Below are 26,168 nucleotides of genomic sequence, written 5' to 3'. Positions count from 1 at the left end.
GCCAGGTCGCCAACCGGCCGGTCTACGCCGCCATCGGGGTCACCGCCGTCGGCCAGCTCGAGCGGAGAGAAGACGGCGTTGTTGGGTTCATGGGTGCCGTTGGCGGCGATGTGGACGAGCTTGGCGCCGTCCATGGCCTCCAGGCCGGGCGCCGGTGGTGGCGCGTTCGCCGTCGAGGACGATGGCGGGGGTAGACCGCGCGGAGGTTCTCCAGATCGGAGACCGACTCGGGCAGGTCGGGCGTGGTGACCAGGAGCACCTTGTCCCCTGATCAAGAAGGTTTCCGCCTGTCTCCTGCACGTTGGGTCGGCGCCTCGATGTGCCTCGTCAACGTCGGTGTTGCGGTCGAGGTGGCGGCTGGGCGGTCATCCACCGAAGGTGAAGCCGAAGTCGTCCAATCCTTCGCTGTTGTGGTTGTGGATGTACCACGCGTGGGGGTGGCTGATGTAGGTGAGGCCCGGCGTGTCGATGCCGTCCCCGTTCCAATCTCCCGTGATCTGCCGCCCGCCGAAGCCATAACGGAAAGTGACATCGGCGACGCCGCTGCTGTTGGTGTTGCGGAGGAGCCACTGGTGCGCCGCGCTGCCGGTCTCGTTCAACTGGACCAGGCCGACCGTGTCGATTCCGTCATTGTCCCAGTCGCCCGCGATGGGATTCCCGACATCGCCATAGGTCAGCGTGATGTCCGCGGTACCCGAGGTGTTGCTGTTGCGCAGGTGGAAGGTGTTGGGTCTGGCTCGAGCGACGACTCCAACTGTGTCTGCACCGTTGCCGTCCCAGTCGCCGACCACCGGGTAGTTTTGGCTGCCGTAGACCAGCGCGATGTCCGCGGTCCCCGTGGTGTTGCTGTTACGCAGGAAGTATCTGTTCGGGTTGCCCTGGGCGACAAGGCCGATGGTGTCCTCGCCGTTGCCGTCCCAGTCGCCGGCTACCGGGAATCCGCCCCTTCCGAAGGTCAGCGTGATGTCCGCGGTCCCCGTGGTGTTGCTGTTACGCAGGTAGTAGATGTTTGGAGATCCAGGAACGAACAGTCCTGGCGTGTCGACCCCGTCCCCGTTCCAGTCCCCGGTCAAGAAGATCCCGTTGCTGCTCTGACGCAAATCCGGGTGCTCGTCGGCCGAGGCTGCGGGCGAGACTAGCGTCGATGTGATGAGTAGTACCGCCACGGCGGCGGATGGAATAACATCTTTCGCTCGCACAACTCCTCCACGATTCTGATATTACGGTGAAAGGTAAATAATATATCGACAGATCGATGAACAGAGGTCACTCTTTCGAGTGGCCTCTTGCTTTCGCGGCCACGCGGCAGCTCATGGCAAACATCGATCGTGACCGACACCGTCAACTAGAGTGTCGGGAAACAGGGATGTTTCGCAAGGTTGGTTTGTCGTTGGCGACGTTGATGTTCTTGGTCGGGCTGACTCCGGCCCCGGCTGCCGCGTCGGTGGAGTCCTGCGCGGTCACCTGGGGGTCAGGGGTGAAGTCCGCCCACCCGACCGTGACGGGGTACATGGTCGGGCTGCGGGCGGGGCGGCAGCTGTGTTTCGACCGGTTGGTCTTCGACTTTCGGGGGGCGGTCGGCCGCTACTGGGTGTCCTACGTGAACGCGGTGTCGGCGGAGGCGACCGGTGAGGTGGTCCCGGTGCGCGGCGGCGCACGGCTGCAGGTCTCGGTACACGCGTTCGGGCTAAACGAGAACTACGAGCCCACGTACGTGTTCGACGACCCGGCGGAACTGGTCGACGTGACCGGCTTCCGGACCTTCCGCCAGGTCGCCTGGGCCGGCACACACCACGGCACCACGTCGGTAGGCCTGGGAGTCCGAGCTCGGCTGCCGTTCCGAGTGTTCACCCTGCCGACCGGATCGTCGTCGATGTCGCACATCATTGGGCGACCTCCTAGCCTACGAGACCTGCCGGGTGGGGGAGGCGGGTGATGAGCAGGTCGCTGGCGCGTTGGTCGGCTTCGTGAAGCGAGGCAGTGTAAGTAGGCGAGGGTGGTGCCGCCTTCGGCGTGGTCGAGACGACCGGCGACGGTGCGGATGTTGACGGCTCGCCGGTAGGCGCTGCTGATCAGGTAGTGGATCTTTTGCACGGTGCTGGGGCGAGGGGGCGGCATCTATGTCCGGAGCGGGGGTGGTCTCGGTCAGGTACCGGCGGCGGTGGGTGGCTGGATCGAGGCCGGGAGTAGACGCGCCCGCGCAGCGTGCCGCTGGGCAGACAGGTGATCGAGCCCTGGGCGCTGCGGCGAGCGGGTCCTGACCGGGGATGTGGTCGCGGAGTGATGGCATACCTGATGAGACGCTCTCGCTCCACTGTGGATAGAGGAGCAGCGTTCAACCAGGTCAGAAGGGGCGCCCTTGGCAGGATTCGAACCTGCGACACCTGCCTCCGGAGGGCAGTGCTCTATCCCCTGAGCTACAAGGGCCCGTCATCACGACGTGGGGAAGCTTAGCGTACTCGGTCCGCCGGCTTCCCAGCGGCTACCGTGACCGCATGGCTGGGAGTGGGCGGCAGCGCTGGGTGGACTCCGACGGGCTGCGGCTCGCTGTCTACGAGTGGGGTGAACCCGACCGGCCCACTGTCGTCCTCGTGCATGGTTATCCGGACAACGCCTCCGTGTGGGACCGGGTCGCGCCGGTGCTGGCGGAGGCCTTTCACGTCGTCACCTATGACGTGCGGGGGCACGGGCGCTCCGACGCGCCGGCCACGCGCGACGGGTATCGGGTGGAGGCGCTGGTCGGCGACCTGCACGCGGTTGTGCGGGCGACAGCGGGCGACGACCCGGCACACCTCGTCGGGCATGACTGGGGCTCCGTCCAGGCCTGGGCGGCGCTTGAGCCTGCTCTCGTCCGGTCCTTCACCTCGATCTCCGGCCCCGACCTCGGGCAGGTGGGGAGCTGGGTGCGGCAGTGGCGGCGGCACCCGGCCGCCGTGGGTAAGCAGCTCACTCGGTCGTGGTACATCGGGGCGTTTCAGGTGCCGGTGCTGCCGGAGGCCCTCTGGCGGCTGCCGGGCTTCCGGCGGCGGTTCGGCGCCGAGTACCGGGACGCGGCCAACGGGCTCCAGCTGTACCGGGCCAGCGCCGGGCGGGGGAGGCCTCGCCGAATCACTGTGCCGGTGCAGCAGATCGTGCTGACCCAGGACCCCTTCCTCACCCCGGCCCTCGCCGCGGCGGCCGAGGAATGGTGCGACGACCTCTACCGGCGCGAGCTCGTGGCGGGTCACTGGGCGCCGCGCACGCATCCGGACGCGGTGGCCCGGATGGTGCGGGAGTTCGTCGAGCACGTGGAGCGGGGCACCTCGCCCCGGGGGCGGGTCACCGACCTCGCGCCGGCGTTGGCGGGGCAGCTCGCCCTGGTCACCGGCGCTGGGAGCGGGATCGGCCTCGCCACGGCGGTCGCGCTCGCGGGGCAGGGAGCGCGGGTGCTGTGCGTGGACCTCGACTTCGAGCGGGCCGAGCAGGCGGCTCGGCGGGTCGGCGGCCTCGCCTTCCAGCTCGACGTGGCCGACCCGGAGGCCACCGAGGCGTTGGCCCGGCACGTGCTGGACGAGCACGGGGTGCCCGACCTCGTGATGGCCAACGCGGGAATCGGGGTCAGCGGGAGCTTCCTGGACACCTCGCTCGAGGACTGGCGGCGCGTGGTCGACGTCAACCTGTGGGGGGTCATTCACACGTTACGGGCGTTTCTTCCCGCGATGGTGGAGCGTGGGGAGGGCGGGCATGTGGTAATCACGTCCTCGGCCGCGGGGTACTTCGCCACGCCGTCGCTGCCGGCCTACAGCACGACCAAGGCCGGCGTGCTCATGCTCGCGCAGTGCCTGGACGGCGAGCTCCGGCCGGCCGGTATCGGCGTGAGCGCGGTCTGCCCGGGCTTCGTGCACACCAACATCGCCTCCACCGCGCGGTTCGCCGGCACCGGCCCCGAGGAGGAGCAGGCCAGGCGCGAGCGGGCCGAGGCGCTGTACCGGCGCCGCAACTACGGGCCGGAGAAGGTGGCGGCGGCCGTACTGGCGGCGGTGAGCGAGGGGAGGGTCGTCGTTCCGGTCACGCCGGAGGCCCACCTGGGGGCGTGGGCCACTCGGCTCGTGCCCGGTGTCGCGCGGGCGCTGGGGCGGCGGCTCGCGGCCGAAACCGCGAAGCGCACGTCGTAAGTTGCATTCATGCGCATGTGACTATATGTTTCGGCCGGCAGGAAGGAGCCGGTGATGGGACACGGCCACGGGCACGGCCAGCCGACCAGTGCCTCCGAGCGCTACCTGGGTCGCCTCGCCATCACGTTCGCGGTCACCACGGCCTTCATGGTGGCCGAGCTCGTCGTCGGGTTCGCGACCTCCTCGCTCGCCCTCATCTCCGACGGTGCCCACATGGTCACCGACGTCGTCGGGGTCGGGCTCGCACTCGCCGCGATCCTCGCCGCCCGCCGCGCGCGCCAGCACGCCGGCCGCACCTTCGGGCTCTACCGCGCCGAGGTCCTGGCCGCGCTGGCCAATGCCGTCCTGCTGTTCGGCGTCGCCGGCTACGTCATCGTCGAGGCGGTCGGCCGGTTCCAGGACCCGCCGGCCGTACCGGGGCTGCCGGTGCTGCTCGTCGCGGTCGGCGGGCTGGTCGCCAACACGTGCGCCTTCCTCCTGCTCCGCGAGGGCGCGAAGGAGAGCCTGAACCTGCGCGGGGCCTACCTCGAGGTGCTGGCCGACCTGGTCGGCTCGGTCGGGGTGCTGGTCAGCGGCTTGGTCACGCTGCTGTTCGGCTGGCGCTACGCCGACCCGGTCATGGGCGTGGCGATCGGGCTGTTCGTCCTGCCGCGGACCTGGACGCTGGCCCGGCGCTCGCTGCGGATCCTGTTCCAGCACGCGCCCGAACGCCTCGACGTCGAGCAGCTCACCACCGGCCTGCGCTCGCTCGCCGGGGTCCGCGAGGTGCACGACGTGCACGTCTGGACGCTCACCTCGGGCATGGAGGTCGCCTCCGCGCACGTCGCCGTCGAGCCTGGTGGCGACCAGGCCGGCATCCTCGCCGCCGCCCAGCGGCTGCTCGCCGAGGAGTACCAGATCGAGCACGCCACCCTGCAGCTCGAGACCGAGCGGGCCGCCGACGGCTGCCGGGAGCTGCGCTGGTGACTCAGGAGGGCAGCGGCCGCGCCCCGCGCTTGGCGAGCATCTCGGTCATCGCGTCCGCCTCGGCCTGCTGGCTCTGCACGATCTTCCTCGCCAGATTCCGCACGTAACCCGTCCGGGCGTGCTCGGCCCCGTACTTCGCCATCTGCAGGCCACCCTGGTGATGGCGCAGCATCAGCTGCAGGAACAGCACGTCCAGCTTGCGCCCGGTCAACCCGCGCAGCTGGTCGATCTCCGCAGCCGTGGCCATGCCCGGCATCCGCTGCACGGCCCCGGTACTGGTCTCGCCGTGGCCGTCGGTGTGCTCGTGGGTGCCGCCTTCGGACATCCACTCCATGTGACCGGCGCCGGGGTCCGGCAGCCCGGGCCGGCCCCACACGGTCAGCCAGCCCGCCATCTCGCTGGACTGCGAGAGCTGGGTGGACTCGATGTCGAACGCGATCGCGCGCAGCTCGCCGTCGTCGGTCCGGTCCCGCTCGATGCCGGCCATCGTCACCGCCTGCAGGTGGTGGACCCGCATGTCCTGGGCGAACCCGACGTCGACCGAGTCGGGTCCGGGCGGCGAGGCGTTCTCCACCTGGGACATCGTCAGCAGCATCCCGCCCGCCCCGCCGACCAGCAGCACCGCCACGGTGGCGGCGAGAACCACCAGGATCCGGCTGGTCCGGCTCGGGGCTGGCGAGTCGTCCTCCGGCAGACCCTCCTCGGTCACTGGCTGGGCGGGGTGCTGGCCGCCGGCGCCGACTGGGACGGCTGGGCCGGAACGGAGGTCATCGGGGGCGCCTGCTGACCGTTCTGCTCCTGCTGGGACTCGTCGATGGCGCCGCTTCCGTCCATCTTGACCGCGGTCTTCTCGTCCGGCGCCTCGGCGACGAACGGCGGCGGGTTGGTCGGGTCGAACCCGGTGCCGTCCACGTCACAGCGGCCGCCCGGCTCGGGGTTCTGGTACTGGTTCTCCCGCAGCGAGCGGATGAAGTCGTCGATGCGCGTGTCGTCGGCCGAGTCCAGCTTCAGCTGGTGACCCCAGGACTGCAGCGAGATCGGCCGGTCGAGGTCGGGGTAGGGGGAGAGCATCAGGTACGGCTGCCCCTCGACCTTGGCCTTGAGCTTGTCGAGCGCGCCGCCCTTGATCTCGTCCGGGTTGTAGGCGATCCACACCGAGCCGTGCTCGAGCGCGTGGACCATGTTCTCGTTGCGCACCGCGCGGTCGTAGACCACGCCGCTGCAGGCCGCCCAGGCCTGGTCGTGCGGCCCGCCGAACGGGGGCGACTGGTCGTAGGCCACCCGCTGCTCGCCGGTCACGTGCTGGCCGGAGTCGTACTCCTTGCGCACCACGCCGTCGATGTTCTCCGAGGGGTCCTTGTTGTCCTCCGAGGCGATCCACTTCTCCTTCTCGTTGATCTGCATGAAGGCATACGTGAACACGCCACCGGCCAGCAGCACGACCGCGAGGACCGCGGCGATCATGCCCCACGGCTTGGGTCGCTTGGGTCGGGACATCGCGGAACGGGAACGCCCGCCCTTGACCGCGCCCTTGCTCTTGGGCTTGCCCTTGCTCTTCGTCCCGCTCGCCATGCCGGTCTCGGACCTCGTCTCGTACAGGGAGAACACACCTCAGAAGAAACCACTGCAGCGACTTAGTGTAAGGAGTCGGTGTGGGCTCGGCGTCAACGGCCGCCGATCAGTTGCCGTCCACCGGCATGGCGTCGGGTCCCGGGGCGCTCGGGTCGAACCTCGGCGGGTTGGCCGGGTCGAACGCGGAGGGGTCGGTGTCGCAGGGCGCGCCGGGCTCGGGCGTGGTGTACGGGTTCTGCCGCAGCGCCTGGATGAACTGGTCGATCCGCTCGTCGTCGGCCGACTCGACCTTCAGCTGGTGGCCCCAGGACTGCAGTGAGATCGGGGTGTCGATGCCCGGGTAGGGGGAGAGCATCAGGTACGGCTGCCCCTCGACCCGCTCGGCCAGCTTCGCGACGTCGTCCTCGTCGAGGCGCTCGGGCTCGTAGGCGATCCAGACCGCGCCGTGCTCGAGCGAGTGAACCATGTGCTCGGTGCGCACCGCCCGCGCGTAGACGGTGCCGCTGCAGTTCGCCCACACCTGGTCGTGTGCGCCGCCCATCGGCGGGTGGCGGTCGTAGGCCACCCGCTGGCCGGGGGCGGTGTGCAGGCCGCCCTGGAACTCGGCGGTCTCCACGCCCTCGATGTTCTCCGAGGGGTCCTCGTTGCCCTCGTCCGGGGTGAGCTCCACCCTCGGGCTGGAAGGCGCGGCACTCTCCGCCGGCTCCTCCCCGGCGCGGCTGGTGCACCCGGCGAGCAGGACGGCCGTGGCGACCACGGTGGCGACGGCGCGCAGGATCATCGTGATCCCCCATTTCGGTGTGAACTCCCCGTGACCCATCCTATGGGCGAGGCCACTCCTTCGGGTACGTCCGGGCTACCTAGACTTTGGCGGGTGACTCCCGCCGCTCTTGCCGACCTCGTCCGCGCCGTCGCCGTGGACGTGCTGACCAGCCGCGACCTCGACGACACCGCGCTGCCACCCGCGGTGACCATCGAGCGCCCGAGAAACCCCGAGCACGGCGACTACGCGACGAACCTCGCCCTCCAGGTCGCGAAGAAGATCGGCGTCGCGCCGCGGGACCTCGCCGGCTGGCTCGCCGACGCCCTCGTCGGCCGGGACGGCGTGGCCGCGGCCGACGTCGCCGGACCGGGCTTCGTGAACCTCCGGCTGGCCGCCGACGCGCAGGGCCAGATCGTGCGTGAAGTGCTCGAGCGGGGGAGCGGCTACGGCCACGGCGACGCGCTGGCGGGCCGCCGGATCAACCTGGAGTTCGTCTCGGCGAACCCGACCGGTCCGCTGCACCTGGGTGGGACACGCTGGGCGGCGGTCGGCGACGCGCTCGGCCGGGTGCTCGCCGCGCAGGGTGCCGAGGTCGTGCGGGAGTACTACTTCAACGACGCCGGCGCCCAGATCGACCGCTTCGTGCGCTCGCTGGTCGCCGCGGCCAGGGGCGAGGCGCCGCCGGAGGACGGCTACGCCGGCGGCTACCTCTCCGACGTCGCTGCCGCCGTGCTCCGCGAGGAGCCGAACGCGCTCTCGTTGTCGCCCGACGAGTGCGCTGAGGCCTTCCGCCGGATCGGCGTCGGCCTGATGTTCGAGGAGATCAAGCGGAGCCTGCACGAGTTCGGCACGGACTTCGACGTCTACTTCCACGAGGACTCACTGCACGCCTCCGGCGCGGTGAGCGAGGTCGTCGAGGAGCTCAAGGCACACGAGCACCTCTACCCGGCCGAGGGCGCGTGGTGGCTGCGCTCCACCGAGTACGGTGACGACAAGGACCGGGTCGTGATCAAGTCCGACGGTGCCCCGGCCTACATCGCCGGCGACATCGCCTACTTCCGCGACAAGCGCCGGCGCGGCTTCGACCTGTGCATCTACATGCTCGGCGCGGACCACCACGGCTACATCGCCCGGCTCAAGGCCGCCGCGGCGGCCCTCGACGACGACCCCGACGTCGTCGAGGTCCTCATCGGCCAGATGGTGAACCTCGTGTCCGAGGGCCGCCCGGTGCGGATGAGCAAGCGCGCGGGCACGGTCGTGACCATGGAGGACCTGGTCGACGCGGTCGGCGTGGACGCCGCGAGGTACGCGCTGATCCGGTCCTCGGTGGACGCGACGCTGGACATCGACCTCGACCTGTGGAGCAAGCGCAGCAACGACAATCCCGTCTACTACGTGCAGTACGCGCACGCCCGGCTCTCCTCGTTGGAGCGGGGCGCGGCCGACCTCGGCATCAAGGTGCCCGACGGCGTGGCCGACGTGGACCTGTCGCTGCTGACCCACCCGCGGGAGGGTGACCTGGTCCGCACGCTCGGCGAGTTCCCGAAGGTGGTCGCCACCGCGGCCGCCCTGCGCGAGCCGCACCGGATCGCGCGCTACCTGGAGGAGCTGGCCAGCGCGTACCACAAGTTCTACGACGCCTGCCGGGTGCTGCCCCAGGGCGACGAGGAGGCCACACCGCTGACCACCGCCCGCCTCGCGCTGTGCGCGGCCACCCGACAGCTGCTCGGCAACGGCCTCGGCCTGCTCGGCGTCACCGCACCGGAACGGATGTAGGCGTATGCGCGCACACCCGGCAGGCCCCCGGCACGCCGAAGTCCTGCCGCCGGGACACCCTGCCGTTCCCCGTCCATCCACATCGGATGACCTGGACGAGCTGCTGCCGGCCGTCTGGCCGCGCAACGCGCGCCGGGGGGACGACGGGGTGGTCCGGCTGGCCGGCGTTGACGTCCGCGAGCTCGCGAACGAGTACGGCACACCGCTGTTCGTGGTGGACGAGGACGACTTCCGCACCCGCTGCGCCGAGCACGCCAGGGCGTTCGGCGACCCGGCGCTGGTGCACTACGCGTCCAAGGCGTTCCTCTCGGTCCAGATCGCCCGCTGGGTCGCCGAGGAGGGCCTCTCGCTGGACGTGTGCAGTGGCGGCGAGCTCGCCATCGCACTGCGAGCCGAGTTCCCTCCCGAGCGGATCGCGTTGCACGGCAACAACAAGTCCACTGGCGAGCTCGAGGCGGCGGTGTCCGCCGGGATCGGCGCGGTGGTGCTCGACTCGTTCTACGAGATAGCCCGCCTCGACCGGATCGCCCGCGACCACGGGACCGTGCAGCCGGTGCTGGTCCGGGTGACCGTCGGGGTCGAGGCGCACACCCACGAGTACATCGCGACCGCGCACGAGGACCAGAAGTTCGGCTTCTCGCTGGCCGGCGGGGACGCCGCCGAGGCGGTGCGGCGGGTGCTCGGGTCCCCGGGGCTGCGGCTGGTCGGCCTGCACAGCCACATCGGCTCGCAGATCTTCGACGCCAACGCGTTCGAGCTCTCCGCGCACCGGGTGATCGGGCTGCTCGCCCAGCTGCGGGACGAGCACGGCGCCGAGGCACTCGCCTCGGTGTCCACTGTGGACCTCGGCGGCGGGCTCGGCATCGCCTACACCGCGCTCGACGACCCGCCGCCGCCGGCCTGGCTCGCCGAGCAGCTGCGCACGATCGTCGCCAAGGAGTGCGAGCAGTACGAGCTGCCGGAGCCCTTGGTCGCGGTGGAGCCCGGCCGGGCGATCGTCGGCCCCGGCACGGTCACCCTCTACGAGGTCGGCACGATCAAGGACGTGGCGCTGGGCCACGGGACCTCGCGCCGCTACGTGAGTGTGGACGGCGGGATGAGCGACAACATCCGCACCGCGTTGTACGACGCCGAGTACGACTGCCGCCTCGTCTCCCGGTTCTCCGACGAGGGCCTGCGCGGCGGTGATCCCGTGCTGTCCAGGGTGGTCGGGAAGCACTGCGAGTCCGGCGACGTGGTGGTGCGGGACTGCTGGCTCCCGGAGAACCTGGCCCCGGGCGACCTGATCGCGGTGCCGGCGACCGGGGCCTACTGCTACGCGATGGCCAGCGGCTACAACCGGTTGCTCCGCCCTGCGGTGGTGGCGGTCCGCGACGGCGAGACCCGCCTGCTGTTGCGTCGGGAGACGATGGACGATCTGCTCCGGCTGGAGGTCTGATGACCATCAGGGTCGCCATGCTCGGCTGTGGAACCGTTGGCGCACAGGTGGTACGACTGCTCGAGGAGCAGGCGGCCGACCTCGCGGCGCGCATCGGCGACGATGTCGAGCTCGCCGGCGTCGCGGTTCGCCGTCCGCACCGGCATCCGGACGTGCCGGCGCACCTGCTCACCACCGACGCCACCGCCCTCGTCGAGTCCGATGTGGACGTCGTGGTGGAGGTGATCGGCGGCATCGAGCCCGCCCGTGCCCTGCTGGGCGCCGCCCTGCGGGGCGGGAAGTCCGTCGTGACGGCGAACAAGGCGCTGCTCGCCGAGCACGCGGAGGAGCTGTTCGCGGCGGCCGAGTCCTCCGGCGCCGACCTGTACTTCGAGGCGGCGGTGGCCGGTGCGATCCCGTTGCTGCGCCCGATGCGCGAGTCGCTTGCCGGCGACCGGATCAACCGGGTGATGGGCATCGTCAACGGCACCACCAACTACATCCTGTCCGCGATGGACTCCTCCGGCGCCGGCTACGCCGACACCCTGGACGAGGCCTCCCGTCTCGGCTACGCGGAGGCCGACCCGACCGCCGACGTCGACGGCTACGACGCCGCGTCCAAGGCGGCCATCCTCGCCTCGATCGCCTTCCACACCAGGGTGACGGCGGCCGACGTGTACCGGGAGGGCATCGCCGCGGTCACCCAGGCCGACATCGCCGCGGCGCGCGCGCTCGGCCGCACGATCAAGCTCCTCGCGATCTGCGAGCGGGTCGAGTCCGACGGCACCGAGGCGGTCGCCGTCCGGGTGCACCCGGCGATGATCCCCCGCACGCACCCGCTCGCCGGGGTCGGCGGGGCGTTCAACGCCGTGTTCGTCGAGGCCGACGCGGCCGGCTCGCTCATGTTCTACGGCCAGGGCGCCGGAGGCGCGCCCACCGCGAGCGCGGTGCTCGGCGACCTCGTCGCCGTCGCGCGCAACCGGGTCGTCGGCGGGCGGGGCCCGGGGGAGTCCTCCTACGCGGCGCTGCCGGTGCGCCAGATCTCCCAGGTGGACACCCGGTACCACATCAGCCTGGACGTGGCGGACCGGCCGGGTGTGCTCTCCGCGGTGGCCTCGGTGTTCGCCGAACACGACGTCAGCATCGCCGCGGTGCGCCAGCAGGGCCGCACCGAGGACGCGAGCCTGGTGATCGTGACCCATTCGGCGCCGGACGCGGCGCTCCGTTCCACCGTGGACAAGATCGCCGGGCTCCCGGTGGTGCACGACGTCGTCAGCGTTATGCGGGTCGAAGGTGAGGAACCATGACAGCAGCGGCCGGAGTGCGGTCGGGGTGGCCGGGGATCATCCGGGCCTACCAGGACCGGATCACCTTGCCGGACGGTGCCAAGGTGGTGACCCTGCAGGAGGGCGGCACGCCCCTGCTCGAGGCGCCGCACCTGTCGGAGCTGTCCGGCTGCCAGGTCTACCTGAAGGTCGAGGGGGCCAACCCCACCGGTTCGTTCAAGGACCGGGGGATGACGGTGGCGATCAGCCACGCTCTCGCGGCCGGGGCCACCGCCGTGATCTGCGCGTCCACCGGGAACACCTCCGCCTCGGCGGCCGCCTACGCCGCCCGGGCCGGGATGACCTGCGCCGTGCTCGTGCCGCGCGGCAAGATCGCGTTGGGCAAGCTGGCCCAGGCCGTCGCCTACGGCGCCAGGATCCTGCAGATCGACGGCAACTTCGACGACTGCCTCGAGCTCGCCCGCAAGACCGCCGCCGAGTACCCGGTCGAGTTGGTGAACTCGGTCAACCCGGTGCGCCTGATCGGCCAGCAGACCGCCGCCTGGGAGATCTGCGACGCGCTCGGCCGGGCACCGGACGTGCACCTGCTCCCGGTGGGCAACGCCGGCAACATCACCGCCTACTGGCAGGGCTACTCGGCCTACGCCAACGACGGGGTGGTGGCGGCGGCCCCGCGCCTGTTCGGCTTCCAGGCCGAGGGCGCCGCGCCGCTGGTGCGGGGCGAGCCGGTGCGCGACCCGGACACGATCGCGACGGCCATCCGGGTGGGCAACCCGGCCTCGTGGGCGGGCGCGATCGCCGCCCGCGACGCCTCCGGCGGTCTGATCGACATGCTCTCCGACGAGCGCCTGCTCGAGGCCTACCACCTGCTCGCCGGACGCGAGGGCGTCTTCGTCGAGCCGGCCTCGGCGATCAGCGTGGCCGGCCTGCTGATGACCGCGGGCGACGGACGGCTGCCGGCCGGCTCGACGGTCGTCTGCACGGTCACCGGACACGGCCTCAAGGACCCCGACACCGCGCTGGCCAACATGGTCCCGGTCGAGCCGGTGCCGGTCTCCCCGGGTGCCGTCGCCTCCGCGCTGGAGCTCGGGTGACGGCTGTCCGGGTCACCGTCCCCGCGTCGAGCGCCAACCTGGGCCCGGGGTTCGACGCGCTGGGGATGGCGCTCGCGCTGTACGACGTCGTCGAGGTCCGGCTCGGCGGCCGGGACGTGCGCGGCACGGTCGCCGGCGAGGGCGCCGACCTCGTGGTCGACGAGAAGCACCTGGTCGCGCGGGCGCTCGCGAGCACCGCGGCCCACCTCGGGTGTGACCTGCCCGGGCTCGAGCTGACCTGTGTCAACCAGATCCCGCACGCCCGCGGGCTCGGCTCGTCGGCGGCCGCCGTGGTGGCCGGTGTCGCCGCCGGGTACGCGCTCGCCGGGCGGGCGCTCGACGAGACCGCGCTGCAGCTCGCCGCCGAGTTCGAGGGCCACGCCGACAACGCCGCGGCGAGCCTGCTCGGCGGGCTCGTGCTGGCCTGGTCGGAACAGGACGGCCCGTCCGGTCCGACGCCGGGCAGCCCTCGGTATCACGCGGTGCGGCTGGACCCGCACGAAGCGTTGCGGCCGGTCGTCTTCGTCCCGAACGAGCGTTCCGCGACCGCGCTCACCCGCGGCCTGCTGCCCGTCGAGGTCCCGCACGCCGATGCCGCGTTCGCCGCCGGGCGGTGCGCGCTCGCCGTGCACGCGCTGACCGTGCGACCCGACCTCCTGCTCCCGGCGACAGCCGACCGGCTGCACCAGGACTACCGCGCGCAGGCCTGGCCGAACACCATGCGACTCGTCCGTGAACTTCGGGAGAACGCCGTCGCCGCAACGGTTTCCGGCGCCGGACCTGCGGTGGTGGCGATGACGCTGGACGGTCGGGTGCCGGCCGGCGTGGACACCGCGGGTTTCACCGTGCGCGAGTTGGCGGTCGACCGGAACGGGGTCCGCGTCGAGCCGCTGGAACAAATCCGAGGTAGGTGACGTTGTGCCGGTTAGCCACGCCGGCACACCTGGTTGTTGCACGCGGATGCCGGGCCGTCTACCCTCAGGGGCGTTCAGTCACCGCGCGTACGGGCGCCCGGTGTCGTTCCCGGGGAAATCGTTCCGGGTCGCATCATCCGCCGCGATGCCGGCCCGACCTCCCAGAGGTCGGAGCCGACGATGGCGGATACCGAAAGCCGTGGTGACCGAGAGATAGCTCCGCGTTGACGATCATCGTCCGCAATGGCGAGAAGCCAGGTGGCCATGGCGGTGACGACAGTCGATCAACAGGGGCATACGCCGTCTCGAAGTTCGTCGGGCGGCGGTCCGCTGGTACACGGGTCCTCCTGTGGAGGCGGGGACCTGGTCAGGAAGGACATGAGTGAGCAACACTGATCTGCTGGGCAGCGAAGCAGCCAACGGCGCCGTCGAGTCCGCGCCCGCGCCTGTCGCCGACGCGGCTGAAACGCCGCGCACCAGCGCAAACGGGGGTACGACCAGACGGCGCGCGGGTCTGTCGGGCATGGTGCTCGCCGACCTCCGCGAGCTTGCCGGCCAGCTCGGTATCACCGGCACGACCGGCATGCGCAAGGGCGACCTCATCGCCGCGATCAAGGAGCGCCAGAGCGGCGCGGCTCCGGCGGCGTCCGGAACGCTTCCGCTGGGTATGGACTCCGACAGCGGCGCGAAGGCCACCCGGCCGGAGCCCAGCGTTCCCGCCGCGACCGCCACCGCGACCGTGACCGAGGCGCCGCCCGCCCCGGCCAAGGAGGCCCCCGCCAAGGAGGCTCCGGCCAGGGAGGCGGACGGCGAGGAGGGTGAGCGTCGCGAGAGCCGGCGCCGGCGCGGGTCCACCCGCGCCGCGGGCACGCCCGACGGTGAGCAGCGCTCCGGTGAGGAGCGTCAGGACCGCCGCGAGGATCGTTCCGGGGACAAGGGCGGTTCGGACCGGGGCGGCCAGGACCGCGGCGACCGGCAACAGGGCCGCGGCGAGCGCCAGAACGACGGTCGGGACCGCAACCGCGACCGTAACCAGGACCGTAACCAGGACCGTAACCAGGACCGGGGGCGCGCCCAGGAGCAGCGTTCCCAGGACCGGAACCGGGACAACGGACCGGACGACGAGGACGACGAGGACGGCGGCCGCCGGCGCGGCCGGCGCTTCCGGGACCGCCGCCGGCGCGGCGGCAGCACGAGCGGCCGCAGCGACAGCCCGGACACCGAGGTGCGTGAGGACGACGTCCTGCTGCCGGTGGCCGGCGTGCTCGACGTGCTCGAGAACTACGCGTTCGTGCGCACCTCGGGTTACCTCTCCGGTCCCAACGACGTCTACGTCTCGCTCTCGCTGGTGCGCAAGTACGGCCTGCGCCGCGGCGACGCGATCACCGGCATGGTGCGCCAGCCCCGCGACGGTGAGCAGCAGCGGCAGAAGTTCAACCCGCTCGTGCGCGTCGAGACCATCAACGGGCTGGACCCGGACCAGGCGAAGAACCGCCCCGAGTTCACCAAGCTGACCCCGCTCTACCCGAACGAGCGACTGCGGCTCGAGACCGAGTCGCACGTGCTCACCACGCGTGTCATCGACCTGGTGATGCCGGTCGGCAAGGGGCAGCGCGCACTGATCGTCTCGCCGCCCAAGGCCGGTAAGACCTCGGTCCTGCAGGCCATCGCGAACGCGATCACCACGAACAACCCCGAGTGCTACCTGATGGTCGTGCTCGTCGACGAGCGGCCAGAAGAGGTCACCGACATGCAGCGGTCGGTGAAGGGCGAGGTCATCGCCTCCACCTTCGACCGCCCGCCGGGCGACCACACCACCGTGGCCGAGCTGTCCATCGAACGGGCCAAGCGCCTGGTCGAGATGGGCCACGACGTGGTCGTGCTGCTCGACTCGATCACCCGCCTGGGTCGCGCCTACAACCTCGCGGCGCCGGCGTCGGGCCGGATCCTGTCCGGTGGTGTCGACTCGACCGCGCTGTTCCCGCCGAAGCGGTTCCTCGGCGCGGCCCGCAACATCGAGGACGGCGGTTCGCTGACCATCTTCGCCACGGCGCTGGTGGAGACCGGCTCCGCGGGTGACACGGTGATCTTCGAGGAGTTCAAGGGCACCGGCAACGCCGAGCTCGTGCTCGACCGCAAGATCGCCGACAAGCGGACGTTCCCCGCGGTCAACGTGGACGCCTCCGGCACCCGCAAGGAGGAGCTGCTGCTCCCGCCGGACGAGCTCGCGGTCACGGTGAAGCTGCGCCGGGTGCTCCACGCGCTGGACAACCAGCAGGCCATCGACCTGCTGCTGACCCAGCTCCGCAAGACCCGCACCAACATCGAGTTCCTGATGCAGGTGGCCAAGAACACGCCGTCGGTCAACGACGACTGAGCACCGCCGGGCGCCCCGGTGGCCGGAATACGACACCACCGGGGCGTGTTGAACCGGGCGCCGGGACATCTGGCAGACTGATTGGTCGAGTCCGGCTCCGGTTCACCCCGCACCTGTCGGGGACCCGGCGGCCACCGAGAAAGGGCAAGATCTGTGAAGACCGGTATTCACCCCGAGTACGTCGCGACCGAGGTCGTCTGCGGTTGTGGGAACACGTTCACCACCCGCAGCACGAAGAAGTCGGGCAGCATCCACGTCGAGGTCTGCTCGAACTGCCACCCGTTCTACACGGGCAAGCAGAAGATCCTCGACACCGGCGGCCGCGTCGCCCGCTTCGAGGCCCGCTACGGCAAGCGGCAGAAGAACAACTAGCTTCGATCCCGGCGCCCACCCGCATCGCGGGTGGGCGCCGTTTTCGTGCCCAGACTCGACGAAGGGAGGTCGCCCGTGGACTCGACATCGCTCAGGGAGCTGCTGGCCGAGTACGACGAGCTCGAGAAGGCGCTCGCCGACCCCGCGGTGCACGGCGACCAGACCCGGGCCCGCAAGCTCGGGCGGCGGTACGCCGAGCTCACGCCCACGATCAAGACGCTGCGCGAGCTGGAGGCCGCCCGGGAGGACCTGGGGGCCGCGACCGAGCTGGGCGCCGACGACGACGCGTTCGCCGCCGAGGCGCGCGCCCTCGCCGAGCGAGTCCCGGTGCTCGAGGCCAAGCTCACCGAGCTGCTGCTGCCCCGCGACCCGCACGACGGCTCCGACCTGCTGCTGGAGATCAAGTCCGGCGAGGGCGGCGACGAGTCCGCCCTGTTCGCCGGGGACCTGCTGCGCATGTACCTGCGCTACGCCGAGCGGCACGGTTGGCAGGCCGAGGTGCTCGACGGCACCGACACCGAGCTCGGCGGGTACAAGGACGTCACCGTGGCCATCAAGAGCAGGACGGCCACCGTGGACGGCGTCTGGTCGCGGCTGAAGTTCGAGGGTGGGGTGCACCGGGTCCAGCGTGTCCCGGTGACCGAGTCGCAGGGGCGCATCCACACCTCCGCCGCCGGCGTCCTGGTGTACCCGGACGTCGAGGACGTCGAGGTGGAGATCGACGAGAAGGACCTCCGGATCGACGTGTTCCGTTCCTCCGGCAAGGGCGGGCAGAGCGTGAACACCACCGACTCCGCGGTGCGGATCACCCACCTGCCCACCGGCATCGTCGTGTCCTGCCAGAACGAGCGCTCCCAGCTGCAGAACAAGACCCGCGCGATGCAGGTCCTGCGGGCCCGGCTGGTCGCCGCGGCCGAGGAGGAGGCAGCCAAGCAGGCCTCCGACAACCGGCGCAGCCAGGTCCGGACGGTCGACCGCTCCGAGCGGGTGCGCACCTACAACTTCCCCGAGAACCGGATCTCCGACCACCGGGTGAACTACAAGGCCTACAACCTCGACCAGGTGATGGACGGCGACCTGGACGGCGTCCTCGACGCCCTCGCCACCGCCGACCGCGAAGAACGCCTATCCGCCCACCAACCCACCTGACCCACCTGGTCACCCCCCTGTCCACCTCCAAAACCGCACCTCAGGGGAACGTGACGCAACCCAGCCACAAGTACGCGCCCCAGCCGCACGTTCACGGCAAGGCGACCAGCAGTAAAAATTCCGGGGAGGCGGGCTAGTGGAGGCGGGCAGGTTGCCGCTTCGGGTGGCTATTGCGGAGGCTGAGCGCGTCCTGGGGGAGGCGGGGGTGGCCTCGCCCCGGGTCGACGCCGAGCTGATCGCCGCGCACGTGCTCGGCGTCGAGCGTGGCCGGCTGGTGCTCGTGCCGCTGGTGGACCGGCAGGTGGTCGACGCGATCGGGCGGCTGGTGACCCGGCGCGCGCAGCGCGTCCCGCTCCAGCACCTCACCGGCGGGGCGCCGTTCGGTCCCATCACCGTCGAGGTCGGGCCGGGGGTGTTCGTGCCGAGGCCGGAGACCGAGCTGCTGGTGGAGTGGGGGCTCGCGGCCCTGCGCGGGGTCGTCGCGCCGCTGGTCGTCGACCTGTGCACCGGCTCGGGCGCGCTGGCCCTGGCCCTCGCCTCGGCCCGCCCGGACGCCACGGTGCACGCTGTGGAGCTGGACGCCTCCGCGCTGGCCTGGGCCCGCCGCAACGCCGACCGTCGCGCGGCGGCCGGCGACACCCCGATCGTGCTGCACGCCGGGGACGTGGCCGACCCCAATCTGCTCGCCGAGCTGGAGGGCCGGGTCGACCTGCTGGTCTGCAACCCGCCGTACGTCCCGGCCGGCACGGTCGTGCCGCCGGAGGTCGCCAAGCACGATCCCGCCCGGGCGGTGTTCGGCGGGCCCGACGGCCTCGAGGTGATCCGGCAGGTCGTCGGATGCGCGGCCCGGCTGCTGCGTCCCGGGGGAGCGCTGGCGGTGGAGCACGACGACACCCAGGGCGAGTCGGTCCCGGCGCTGCTGTCGGCCCGCCGCGTGCTGACCGAGGTGACCGACCACCCGGACCTGGCCGGGCGTCCCCGCTTCGCCACCGCCCGGCGCGGCTGACCGTCTCCGCGGGTCAGGGGGTCGAGTGGGCGACCATCTCGTCGTAGACCGGGCGCATCCGGGGCCACGCGCTCTCCGGAGCCGAGGCGAACACGAAGTACTCCATGCCGTCGACCCGCCAGAACAGCCCTCGAACGTGTTGGGTGCCGGTGCCGTCGTCGTGGCGGTACTCCCACTCGACGGCGGGGTTGCCCGCGTAGGTCGCCCGGTTCAGCTCGATGCGCCGGTAGGCGGTGGTGCGCTCGGCGAACCTGCTCTCGGTCTCGGCGTGGGTCTGGCCGATGTCCGTGCTCGGGGCGGGGGCTGCGCCGAAGCCGACGAAGCGGGCGCTGTCGGAGGGGTCCGCCGCGCGCAGCGCGCCGGGAGCGCCGCCCCTGGCGACCCGCCAGCCGACCGGGATGACCGTGCGCATCCGCTCCGGGCCCTGGACGTGCTGGAAGCCGGCGGGCGGTGGGTGGGTGGTGAGGGTCGTGGTGACCCCGGTGCCGTCCTCAGTGCGTTCGGCGACGTCGGCGGGCGCATCCCGGTCGAGCTGGTCGGCGTCCGGGCGGGGAGCCGCGAGCAGCGCGACACCCACGACCGCGCTCACCACCAGGTAGAGCCCGGCACAGGTCACTGCCAGCCAGCGCGAGCTCAGGCTCGGCACGTTCTTCACCTCGACACCCCCCGACACGGGTCTACCGAGAGTAACGTGCCGGCGGGGGTGATCCAATGCTTCGATCGTGGCTCGACGTGATCGTCAAGTGGCGGTTGGTGGCCGAGGACTTCCCGGGGGGTGACCCGGAAGCTCGCCGGCATGCCGCGCTGGGGCGGTGTGCCCTGCTCGAGGGCCGCTTGGACACCGCCGATGATCACTTCGCCCGGGCCGCGAGCCTGCGCGACAACCCTTTGGACCAGGTCGGGCTGGGTGATGTCCTCCTCGCGCGGGGGAGGTGGCGGGAGGCGGACGAGCGCTACCGCCGTGCCCTGGCCGCGGGCGGCCCGGCGTCGCTGCTGGCGCGCCTGGGCACCGCCCAGGTGATGGTGGGGGAGGGGCGCGCGGCGAGCGCGATTGCCGACCTGGAGAACCTGGTCGCGGACCGCCCGGGGGACCGGACGCTGCGTTACTACCTGGCAAGCGCCTGGTGCTCGGTGGCGGAACAGTGCCGCTCCCGCACCGCCGACGACACGCTGGTGATCACGAGCGAGCGGCAGCTGCTGATCTGCGAGCAGGCCGCGACCCGCATCCTCGCGCTCGACGTCGGCGACGAGGAGCTGACCCGGGGTGCGGAGCAGCTGCTCGAGGAGGTCGCGCTGGGCCGGCGCTGGACCTGGGTGCCGGAGGGCATCGCGGTCAGCCTGGCCGTGCTGACGGTCGCGCTGGGCCTGATCACGGTCGTGGCCGGAGGGCTGATCGGGAGCGCGGTGCTGGTGGTCCTCGGGGTGCTGGTGGGCGCCTTCCTGGTGTTCGCCATCGTGTACCGCTTCCGCCGCCAGACCTGGCGGCGACGGGCCGCGGAGATGGCCGGATCGATCGTCAGGCCGGGCGTATAGGGTCTGCGCCGTGAGTGTGGTGTACGACTGCGCGGTCGAGCAGGACCGGCTGGACGGCCTGGCCGCCGCGGCCAGCGCGGTGCGGGCCGGTCGCCTCGTGGTGGTCCCGACCGACACGGTGTACGGCATCGGCGCGGACGCGTTCTCCTCCTCCGCGGTGCGGTCGCTGCTGGAGGCGAAGAACCGCGGTCCGGACATGCCGGTCGGCGTGCTGGTCGGCTCCTGGACGACGGTCGACGGGCTGGTGCTGTCGGTTCCCCGGCCCGCCCGGATGCTGATCGAGGCCTTCTGGCCGGGCGACCTGTCGATCGTGCTCCCGCATGCCCCGTCGTTGGCCTGGGACCTCGGGCGCACCAGCGGCACGGTGATGCTGCGCATGCCCCTGCACCCGGTGGCGATCGAGCTGCTGCGCGAGGTGGGCCCGATGGCCGTCTCCAGCGCCAACCGCTCCGGTCAGCCCCCGGCGGCCACGGCCGCCGAGGCCCGTGACCAGCTGGGCGAGTCGGTCGCGGTCTACCTCGACGGCGGTCCCAGCGGCGACCCGGTCCCGTCCACGATCGTCGACCTCACCGGCGACACGCCGGTCGTGCTCCGCGAGGGCGCGGTCAGCCTCACCGAGGTCACCGAGGTCCTCGGCACCGAGGTCCGAACGCGCTAGACGCGCCCTGCGGATGTGCCCTAGTAACGCTGCGGGATCCAGCGTTGGGAGTCGACCGGCGGGCGCTGGTAGTCCGGGTCGGCCGGTCCCCGTGGCGGCAGCTCGAGCACCGGCGGGTCCACGTCCTCGTAGGGCACCAGCGACAGCAGGTGTGAGATGCAGTTCAGCCGCGCCTTCCGCTTGTTGTCCGCGTCGACCACCCACCACGGGGAGTCGTCGACGTCGGTGTGGGCGAACATGACGTCCTTGGCCTTGGAGTAGTCGAACCAGCGCCGCCGCGCCTCCAGGTCCATCGGCGAGATCTTCCACCGCTTGGTCCGGTCGTGCATGCGTTCCTGGAACCGCTTCTCCTGCTCGTCGTCGGACACCGAGAACCAGTACTTCACCAGGGTGATCCCCGAGCGGATCAGCAGGCGTTCGAACTCGGGCGCGGCCACCAGGAAGTCCTGGTACTCCTCCTCGGTGCAGAACCCCATCACGCGCTCGACCCCGGCGCGGTTGTACCAGGAGCGGTCGAACAGCACGATCTCGCCCGCCGCGGGCAGGTGGGCCACGTACCGCTGGAAGTACCACTGGGTCCGTTCCCGCTCGGTCGGGGTGCCCAGCGCGGCGATGCGGCAGATCCGGGGGTTCAGCGGTTCGGCGATCCGCTTGATGATCCCGCCCTTGCCGGCGGCGTCGCGCCCCTCGAAGAGCACCACGACCCGTAAGCCCTGGGCCTTCACCCAGTCCTGCAGCTTGACCAGCTCCAGGTTTAGCCGGGCCAGCTCGTCCTCGTACTCGGCCTTCTTCAGCTTGGTCACCAGGAAACCGTAACCCCACGCGGGCGCGGTAGCCTGACGCCACTGCAGCCTCGTGGGAAGAAGCAACTCGCTTGGACACGCCGTTCTGGGGCCCGGACTTCGACGCCCTGGCCAGCACGGATCCCGAGATCGCCAACGTCGTGCTCGGAGAGCTCGAGCGGCTCAGAGGCGGTCTGCAGCTGATCGCCAGCGAGAACCTGACCAGCCCCGCGGTCCTGGCCGCGCTCGGCTCGACGCTGTCCAACAAGTACGCCGAGGGCTACCCCAACCGCCGCTACTACGGCGGCTGCGCCCAGGTGGACACGGCCGAGGAGATCGGCATCGCCCGGGCGAAGGAGCTCTTCGGCGCCGAGCACGCCAACCTCCAGCCGCACTCCGGGGCGAGCGCCAACCTGGCCGCCTACGCCGCGTTCTGCGAGCCGGGCGACACCGTGCTGGCGATGGACCTCAAGCAGGGCGGGCACCTCACCCACGGCTCGAAGGTCAACTTCTCCGGCCGCTGGTTCCAGCCGGTCGCCTACGGGGTCCGCGCCGACACCGAGCTGATCGACTACGACCAGGTCCGCGACCTCGCGATCACCCACGAGCCGCGCATGATCATCGCCGGCGCGACCGCCTACCCCCGGCTGATCGACTTCGCCGCGTTCCGGTCGATCGCCGACGAGGTCGGGGCGATCCTCATGGTCGACGCGGCGCACTTCATCGGGCTGGTCGCCGGCAAGGTCATCCCCTCACCCGTGCCCTTCGCCGACGTCGTCACGTTCTCCACGCACAAGGTGCTGCGCGGCCCGCGCGGCGGCATGGTCCTGTGCCGAGCCGAGCACGCCAAGGCCGTGGACAAGGCCGTCTTCCCGTTCACCCAGGGCGGTCCGCTCATGCACGCGGTCGCGGCGAAGGCCGTCGCGCTGCGTGAGGCCGCCTCCAGCGAGTACCAGGGCTACGCGACCCAGGTCGTGGCCAACGCCGCCGCGCTCGCCAAGGGGCTCGAGGCCGAGGGCATGCGCACGGTCTCCGGCGGCACCGACACCCACCTGGCCCTGATGGACCTCCGCTCGCTGGAGGTCACCGGTGCCGAGGCCGAACGGCGCTGCGACCTGGCCGGGATCACGCTGAACAAGAACGCGATCCCGTTCGACCCCGCCCCGCCGGCCACCCCGTCGGGTATCCGTGTCGGCTCACCCTGCGTGACCACCCAGGGCATGACCGAACCGGACATGGCCGAGATCGCCCGGCTGATCGGCCGCGCCGTGCGGGCCCCGGCGGGTACCGAGGCCGGGGACGCCGAGCTGGGGGAGGTCGCGACGGCCGTGGGCCAGCTCGTCGCCGCCCGTCCCGCGTACGTGCGATGAGCCTCGCCCAGGGGTTCCAGCCGGCCGGCCTCCCGATCCGGGAGTACCTGTTGGTCGCCCTGACCACGGCGGTGCTGACGTTCCTGTTCACCGGGCTGGTCCGCCGCATCGCGATCCGCTGGGGTGCGGTCGCCCACCCGCGCCAGCGCGACGTGCACACGGTGCCGATCCCGCGCCTGGGTGGCCTCGCGATGTACCTCGGCGTGTGCGGGGGAATGCTGCTCGCCCACCAGCTGCCGGTCCTGCGCCGCGGGTTCGAGTACACACTGGACCCGATGGCCGTGCTGGTCGGCGGCGGCGTGATCGTCCTGATCGGAATGCTCGACGACCGGTACGAGCTGGACTCGCTGACCAAGTTGGCCGGACAGACCACCTGTGCCGGCATCCTGGTGCTGTTCGGTCTGCAGTGGATCGTGATCGGGCTGCCGTGGGGTGCCGAGGACGGCGTGCAGCTGGTGCTCGACCAGAACCAGGGCGCGCTGGTCACCGTGCTGCTCGTGGTCACGATGGTCAACGCGATGAACTTCGTCGACGGCCTGGACGGGCTGGCGGCCGGGATCGGGTTCATCTCCGCCAGCGCCACCTGCGCGTTCTCGCTGAACCTGCTGGGTGAGACCGGCGGCGACGTGAGCAACTACGCACCCGCGCTGATCGCGGCCACGCTGGCCGGGGCATGCCTGGGGTTCCTGCCGCACAACTTCCAGCCGGCGAAGATCTTCATGGGCGACTCCGGCTCGATGCTGATCGGCCTGATGCTGGCCTCGGCCGCGACATCAGCCTCCGGGCGGGTCCCCGACCCGGAGAGCAAGCAGATGATCGCGCTGCTCTCGCCGCTGCTGGTGGTGGCCGCCGTGCTGTTCGTGCCGGTCCTCGACCTGCTGATGGCGATCATCCGGCGCACGCGCAAGGGCCTGAGCCCGTTCCACGCGGACAAGATGCACCTGCACCACCGGCTGCTGGAGCTCGGTCACTCGCAGCGGCGCGCGGTCCTGCTCATCTACCTGTGGGCGGCGGTGCTGGCCTTCGGCGCGGTCGCGCTGACCCTGTTCGACGCGCTCGCGGTGGCCTGGGGAATGGGGATCGGCATCCTGATCGCGCTGGTCATCTCGGCCGTCCCTAGACTGAGGGCGAGATGACGAACGAGAAGAACGAGGACGAAGCCGGGCTCGGCCTGCTCGCGGACATGCCGCGCAGCCACGCCGAGTCGGTGTTGAAGCTCGCCGACGCCATGCTGCGCTACGCGCTGTGGCCGGCGCTGGCTGTCGTGGTGGCCGGAATCACCGTCGGCACCCTGGTCGCGGGGGTCGAGGGGACGTTGGGTGCGCTGGTCGGCGGCATCGTGGCGTTCGCCTCGTCGTTCGCGACGCTGTGGCTGATGCGGAAGACGGCCGCGATGAACCCGATGCTGGTCATGGCCGCGGCGCTGGGCGGGTTCGTCGGCAAGATGCTGGTCCTGCTGATCGTGATGATGCTGCTGACCGACGTGAGCGTGCTGCACACCGAGTCGCTCGCGTACACGATGCTCGGCGTGGTGGTCGTCTGGGCCGCCATGGACGCCGTGGCGTTCCGCCGGACCAAGATCCCGACCTTGATCGTCGACAGCGGTGACCAGTAGATCTTCTCGTCGATCACCGGTCGGCGGTCCGCGCTGGCAGCCCCCATGTGACTGGTAAGTAGTACGCGCGTCCTCCTAGCCCGGGAGCGGCTGATATGGTGCGCGCAGGGCCTTGGGGCACCCCTCGGGAGCAGGGGTGCCGCTGCCAGGTGCCCGAGGTCGCTGAGGTACGTTAAGTCCTGATCGTGACGATTCCCCCGGCGGTTGTCTGCCGGCCGGGAGAACCGGAAGGAGCCCAGTTGCGGGCGCTGTGGCTAGCACAGGGTGAGTTCAATCCGCCTGGTGCGGGTGATTTCAACCTCCCGCCGATTTTCGCCGGGGTTACGAAGCCCATGGTGCTGATCGTTCTGTCGGTCATCATCATCGCGGTGTTCTTCCTCATGGCCTCGAGCCGACTGAAGATCGTGCCGAGCAGGTTCCAGTTCGCCGCCGAGTCCGTTTACGACTTCGGCCGCAACAACATCGCCAGGGAACAGATCGGTTCGAAGGACTTCATGCCCTTCGTGCCTCTTATTCTCGCGTTGTTCACCTTCATTCTGGTGAACAACATCTTCGGGATCATCCCGCTCATCCAGTTCCCGACGATGTCGCACATCGGGTTCCCGCTCGCGCTGTCGATCCTCATCGTGTACCCGATCTACCACGGCGTGGGTTTCCGCCGACACGGGTTCCTCGGCTACCTGAAGCACCAGCTGGTCCCCCCCGGTGCGCCCAAGCCCATCTACCTCCTGCTGACGCCGATCGAGTTCTTCTCGAAGTTCATCATGAACCCGATCACGCTGGCGATCCGAGTCTTCGCCGCGATGTTCGCGGGGCACCTGATCCTGCTCGTGTTCACGCTGGCCGGCGAGTACCTGCTGCTCGAGGCGGGCGGCATTCTCAAGGGCGTCTCGGTCATCTCCTTCGCCTTCGCCATCGCGATGACCTTCCTCGAGGCCCTGATCCAGGTTCTGCAGGCGTACATCTTCGCGCTGTTGGCCGCCAACTACATCGGCAGCGCGTTGGCCACGGAGCACTGAACCGGCAACGAGCCGGGACACCAGTTCAGACACGCACCCGATCCGCGCAACTCGCGCGGACCGAGTTGAAAGGGAAAATCTCAAGTGAGCAACCTTCTTCTTGCCCAGCAGGCGGTCGACACCAACCCCGGCCTGGCGCTGATCGGTTACGGCCTCGGCGCGATCGGCCCGGGTGTCGGCGTGGGTCTGATCTGGGCCGCCGTGATCAACGGCACCGCTCGTCAGCCGGAGGCCCAGGGCAAGCTCATGAACATCGCCTGGACCACCTTCGTGCTGGTCGAGGTGCTCGCCCTGATCGGCCTCGTGCTCTTCTTCATCGCCTCCGCCTGATCCCTCGTTCGTGGC

General features: G+C 70.9%; 25 protein-coding genes and 1 tRNA gene. 19 read left to right on the top strand and 7 right to left on the bottom strand.

The window, feature by feature from the left end; genetic code table 11:
• Nucleotides 1-365: 365 nt before the first annotated feature.
• Nucleotides 366-1,199, bottom strand: a complete 834-nt coding sequence (locus tag BU204_RS05460; RefSeq protein WP_143229315.1) for a hypothetical protein — start codon at nt 1,197-1,199, stop codon at nt 366-368.
• A gap of 191 nt (nt 1,200-1,390) precedes the next feature.
• Here BU204_RS05460 and BU204_RS05455 point away from each other — a divergent pair, with 191 nt between their 5' ends.
• Complete coding sequence (locus BU204_RS05455; RefSeq protein ID WP_233159347.1) at nt 1,391-1,936, top strand: AMIN-like domain-containing (lipo)protein; 546 nt, start codon at nt 1,391-1,393, stop codon at nt 1,934-1,936.
• A 418-nt stretch (nt 1,937-2,354) separates the two neighbouring features.
• On the opposite strand, the gene BU204_RS05450 is transcribed toward BU204_RS05455, so the two are convergent.
• A tRNA-Arg gene (locus tag BU204_RS05450) sits at nt 2,355-2,427 on the bottom strand.
• A gap of 68 nt (nt 2,428-2,495) precedes the next feature.
• Between BU204_RS05450 and BU204_RS05445 the strand changes: the two genes are divergently transcribed.
• Together BU204_RS05445 and BU204_RS05440 are read left to right on the top strand one after the other, a co-directional pair.
• The gene (locus BU204_RS05445; RefSeq protein ID WP_075124432.1) at nt 2,496-4,154 is read left to right on the top strand and encodes an SDR family oxidoreductase; all 1,659 of its coding nucleotides are present in this window, start codon (nt 2,496-2,498) and stop codon (nt 4,152-4,154) included.
• Nucleotides 4,155-4,208: 54 nt separating this feature from the next.
• Nucleotides 4,209-5,120, top strand: a complete 912-nt coding sequence (locus tag BU204_RS05440; protein WP_075124431.1) for a cation diffusion facilitator family transporter — start codon at nt 4,209-4,211, stop codon at nt 5,118-5,120.
• A gap of 1 nt (nt 5,121) precedes the next feature.
• Here BU204_RS05440 and BU204_RS05435 read toward each other — a convergent pair whose 3' ends face one another.
• The 3 genes from BU204_RS05435 to BU204_RS05425 form a co-directional block, all read right to left on the bottom strand.
• Complete coding sequence (locus BU204_RS05435) at nt 5,122-5,829, bottom strand: DUF305 domain-containing protein (protein ID WP_083661009.1); 708 nt, start codon at nt 5,827-5,829, stop codon at nt 5,122-5,124.
• Entirely contained in the window at nt 5,826-6,692 is an 867-nt protein-coding gene (locus BU204_RS05430; RefSeq protein WP_075124447.1) for a DUF3105 domain-containing protein, read from the bottom strand. Before BU204_RS05430 ends, BU204_RS05435 begins: the two co-directional genes overlap by 4 nt.
• 106 nt (nt 6,693-6,798) lie before the next feature.
• Nucleotides 6,799-7,473 (bottom strand): DUF3105 domain-containing protein, encoded by a 675-nt coding sequence (locus tag BU204_RS05425; protein ID WP_233159345.1) that lies wholly within the window; start codon nt 7,471-7,473, stop codon nt 6,799-6,801.
• A 93-nt stretch (nt 7,474-7,566) separates the two neighbouring features.
• Here BU204_RS05425 and argS point away from each other — a divergent pair, with 93 nt between their 5' ends.
• The 9 genes from argS (at nt 7,567) to prmC (ending at nt 18,846) form a co-directional block, all read left to right on the top strand.
• Nucleotides 7,567-9,231: an arginine--tRNA ligase gene (gene argS, locus BU204_RS05420; RefSeq protein ID WP_075124429.1), complete on the top strand. Its 1,665-nt coding sequence runs from the start codon at nt 7,567-7,569 to the stop codon at nt 9,229-9,231.
• Between the two features lie 4 nt (nt 9,232-9,235).
• Nucleotides 9,236-10,669 carry a diaminopimelate decarboxylase gene (gene lysA, locus BU204_RS05415; protein WP_075124428.1) on the top strand — a complete coding sequence of 478 codons (1,434 nt, stop codon included), beginning with the start codon at nt 9,236-9,238 and terminating at the stop codon, nt 10,667-10,669.
• The gene (locus BU204_RS05410; RefSeq protein ID WP_075124427.1) at nt 10,669-11,955 is read left to right on the top strand and encodes a homoserine dehydrogenase; all 1,287 of its coding nucleotides are present in this window, start codon (nt 10,669-10,671) and stop codon (nt 11,953-11,955) included. Before lysA ends, BU204_RS05410 begins: the two co-directional genes overlap by 1 nt.
• Nucleotides 11,952-13,028, top strand: coding sequence for a threonine synthase (gene thrC / locus BU204_RS05405; protein ID WP_075124426.1), 1,077 nt, complete (start codon nt 11,952-11,954; stop codon nt 13,026-13,028). The genes BU204_RS05410 and thrC overlap by 4 nt, the downstream gene beginning before the upstream one ends.
• On the top strand, nt 13,025-13,942 hold the full coding sequence (gene thrB / locus BU204_RS05400) for a homoserine kinase (RefSeq protein WP_075124425.1): 918 nt from the start codon (nt 13,025-13,027) through the stop codon (nt 13,940-13,942). The genes thrC and thrB overlap by 4 nt, the downstream gene beginning before the upstream one ends.
• A gap of 382 nt (nt 13,943-14,324) precedes the next feature.
• Complete coding sequence (gene rho / locus BU204_RS05395) at nt 14,325-16,319, top strand: transcription termination factor Rho (RefSeq protein WP_075124424.1); 1,995 nt, start codon at nt 14,325-14,327, stop codon at nt 16,317-16,319.
• Nucleotides 16,320-16,472: 153 nt separating this feature from the next.
• Nucleotides 16,473-16,691, top strand: a complete 219-nt coding sequence (gene rpmE, locus BU204_RS05390; protein ID WP_075124423.1) for a 50S ribosomal protein L31 — start codon at nt 16,473-16,475, stop codon at nt 16,689-16,691.
• 75 nt (nt 16,692-16,766) lie between these two features.
• Nucleotides 16,767-17,840, top strand: a complete 1,074-nt coding sequence (gene prfA / locus BU204_RS05385; RefSeq protein ID WP_075124422.1) for a peptide chain release factor 1 — start codon at nt 16,767-16,769, stop codon at nt 17,838-17,840.
• A gap of 136 nt (nt 17,841-17,976) precedes the next feature.
• On the top strand, nt 17,977-18,846 hold the full coding sequence (prmC, locus tag BU204_RS05380; RefSeq protein WP_075124421.1) for a peptide chain release factor N(5)-glutamine methyltransferase: 870 nt from the start codon (nt 17,977-17,979) through the stop codon (nt 18,844-18,846).
• Nucleotides 18,847-18,859: 13 nt separating this feature from the next.
• On the opposite strand, the gene BU204_RS05375 is transcribed toward prmC, so the two are convergent.
• Nucleotides 18,860-19,501 (bottom strand): hypothetical protein, encoded by a 642-nt coding sequence (locus BU204_RS05375; protein ID WP_143229314.1) that lies wholly within the window; start codon nt 19,499-19,501, stop codon nt 18,860-18,862.
• Between the two features lie 56 nt (nt 19,502-19,557).
• On the opposite strand from BU204_RS05375, the gene BU204_RS05370 reads away from it, so the two are divergent.
• Together BU204_RS05370 and BU204_RS05365 are read left to right on the top strand one after the other, a co-directional pair.
• A complete protein-coding gene (locus tag BU204_RS05370; RefSeq protein WP_075124419.1) occupies nt 19,558-20,379 on the top strand; it encodes a tetratricopeptide repeat protein in 822 nt (273 codons plus the stop codon).
• Nucleotides 20,380-20,389: 10 nt separating this feature from the next.
• On the top strand, nt 20,390-21,037 hold the full coding sequence (locus BU204_RS05365; protein WP_075124418.1) for an L-threonylcarbamoyladenylate synthase: 648 nt from the start codon (nt 20,390-20,392) through the stop codon (nt 21,035-21,037).
• A 20-nt stretch (nt 21,038-21,057) separates the two neighbouring features.
• Here the strand turns inward: BU204_RS05365 and ppk2 are convergent, their stop codons facing one another.
• Complete coding sequence (gene ppk2 / locus BU204_RS05360) at nt 21,058-21,840, bottom strand: polyphosphate kinase 2 (RefSeq protein ID WP_075124417.1); 783 nt, start codon at nt 21,838-21,840, stop codon at nt 21,058-21,060.
• A gap of 71 nt (nt 21,841-21,911) precedes the next feature.
• Between ppk2 and BU204_RS05355 the strand changes: the two genes are divergently transcribed.
• From BU204_RS05355 to BU204_RS05335, 5 genes are all read left to right on the top strand, one after another.
• Nucleotides 21,912-23,189 (top strand): serine hydroxymethyltransferase, encoded by a 1,278-nt coding sequence (locus BU204_RS05355; protein ID WP_075124416.1) that lies wholly within the window; start codon nt 21,912-21,914, stop codon nt 23,187-23,189.
• The gene (locus BU204_RS05350; protein WP_075124415.1) at nt 23,186-24,325 is read left to right on the top strand and encodes a glycosyltransferase family 4 protein; all 1,140 of its coding nucleotides are present in this window, start codon (nt 23,186-23,188) and stop codon (nt 24,323-24,325) included. The genes BU204_RS05355 and BU204_RS05350 overlap by 4 nt, the downstream gene beginning before the upstream one ends.
• Complete coding sequence (locus tag BU204_RS05345) at nt 24,322-24,804, top strand: hypothetical protein (RefSeq protein WP_233159322.1); 483 nt, start codon at nt 24,322-24,324, stop codon at nt 24,802-24,804. Before BU204_RS05350 ends, BU204_RS05345 begins: the two co-directional genes overlap by 4 nt.
• A gap of 239 nt (nt 24,805-25,043) precedes the next feature.
• A complete protein-coding gene (gene atpB, locus BU204_RS05340; RefSeq protein ID WP_075124414.1) occupies nt 25,044-25,823 on the top strand; it encodes a F0F1 ATP synthase subunit A in 780 nt (259 codons plus the stop codon).
• A gap of 84 nt (nt 25,824-25,907) precedes the next feature.
• Nucleotides 25,908-26,153, top strand: coding sequence for an ATP synthase subunit c family protein (locus BU204_RS05335; RefSeq protein ID WP_075124413.1), 246 nt, complete (start codon nt 25,908-25,910; stop codon nt 26,151-26,153).
• The last annotated feature ends 15 nt before the right edge of the window (nt 26,154-26,168 follow it).

This window comes from Actinophytocola xanthii (genome assembly GCF_001921205.1).
GTDB classification, from domain to species: Bacteria; Actinomycetota; Actinomycetes; order Mycobacteriales; family Pseudonocardiaceae; genus Actinophytocola; species Actinophytocola xanthii.
Note: the sequence above shows the minus strand (reverse complement) of the source record. Positions and strands in the feature narration are given on the sequence as shown.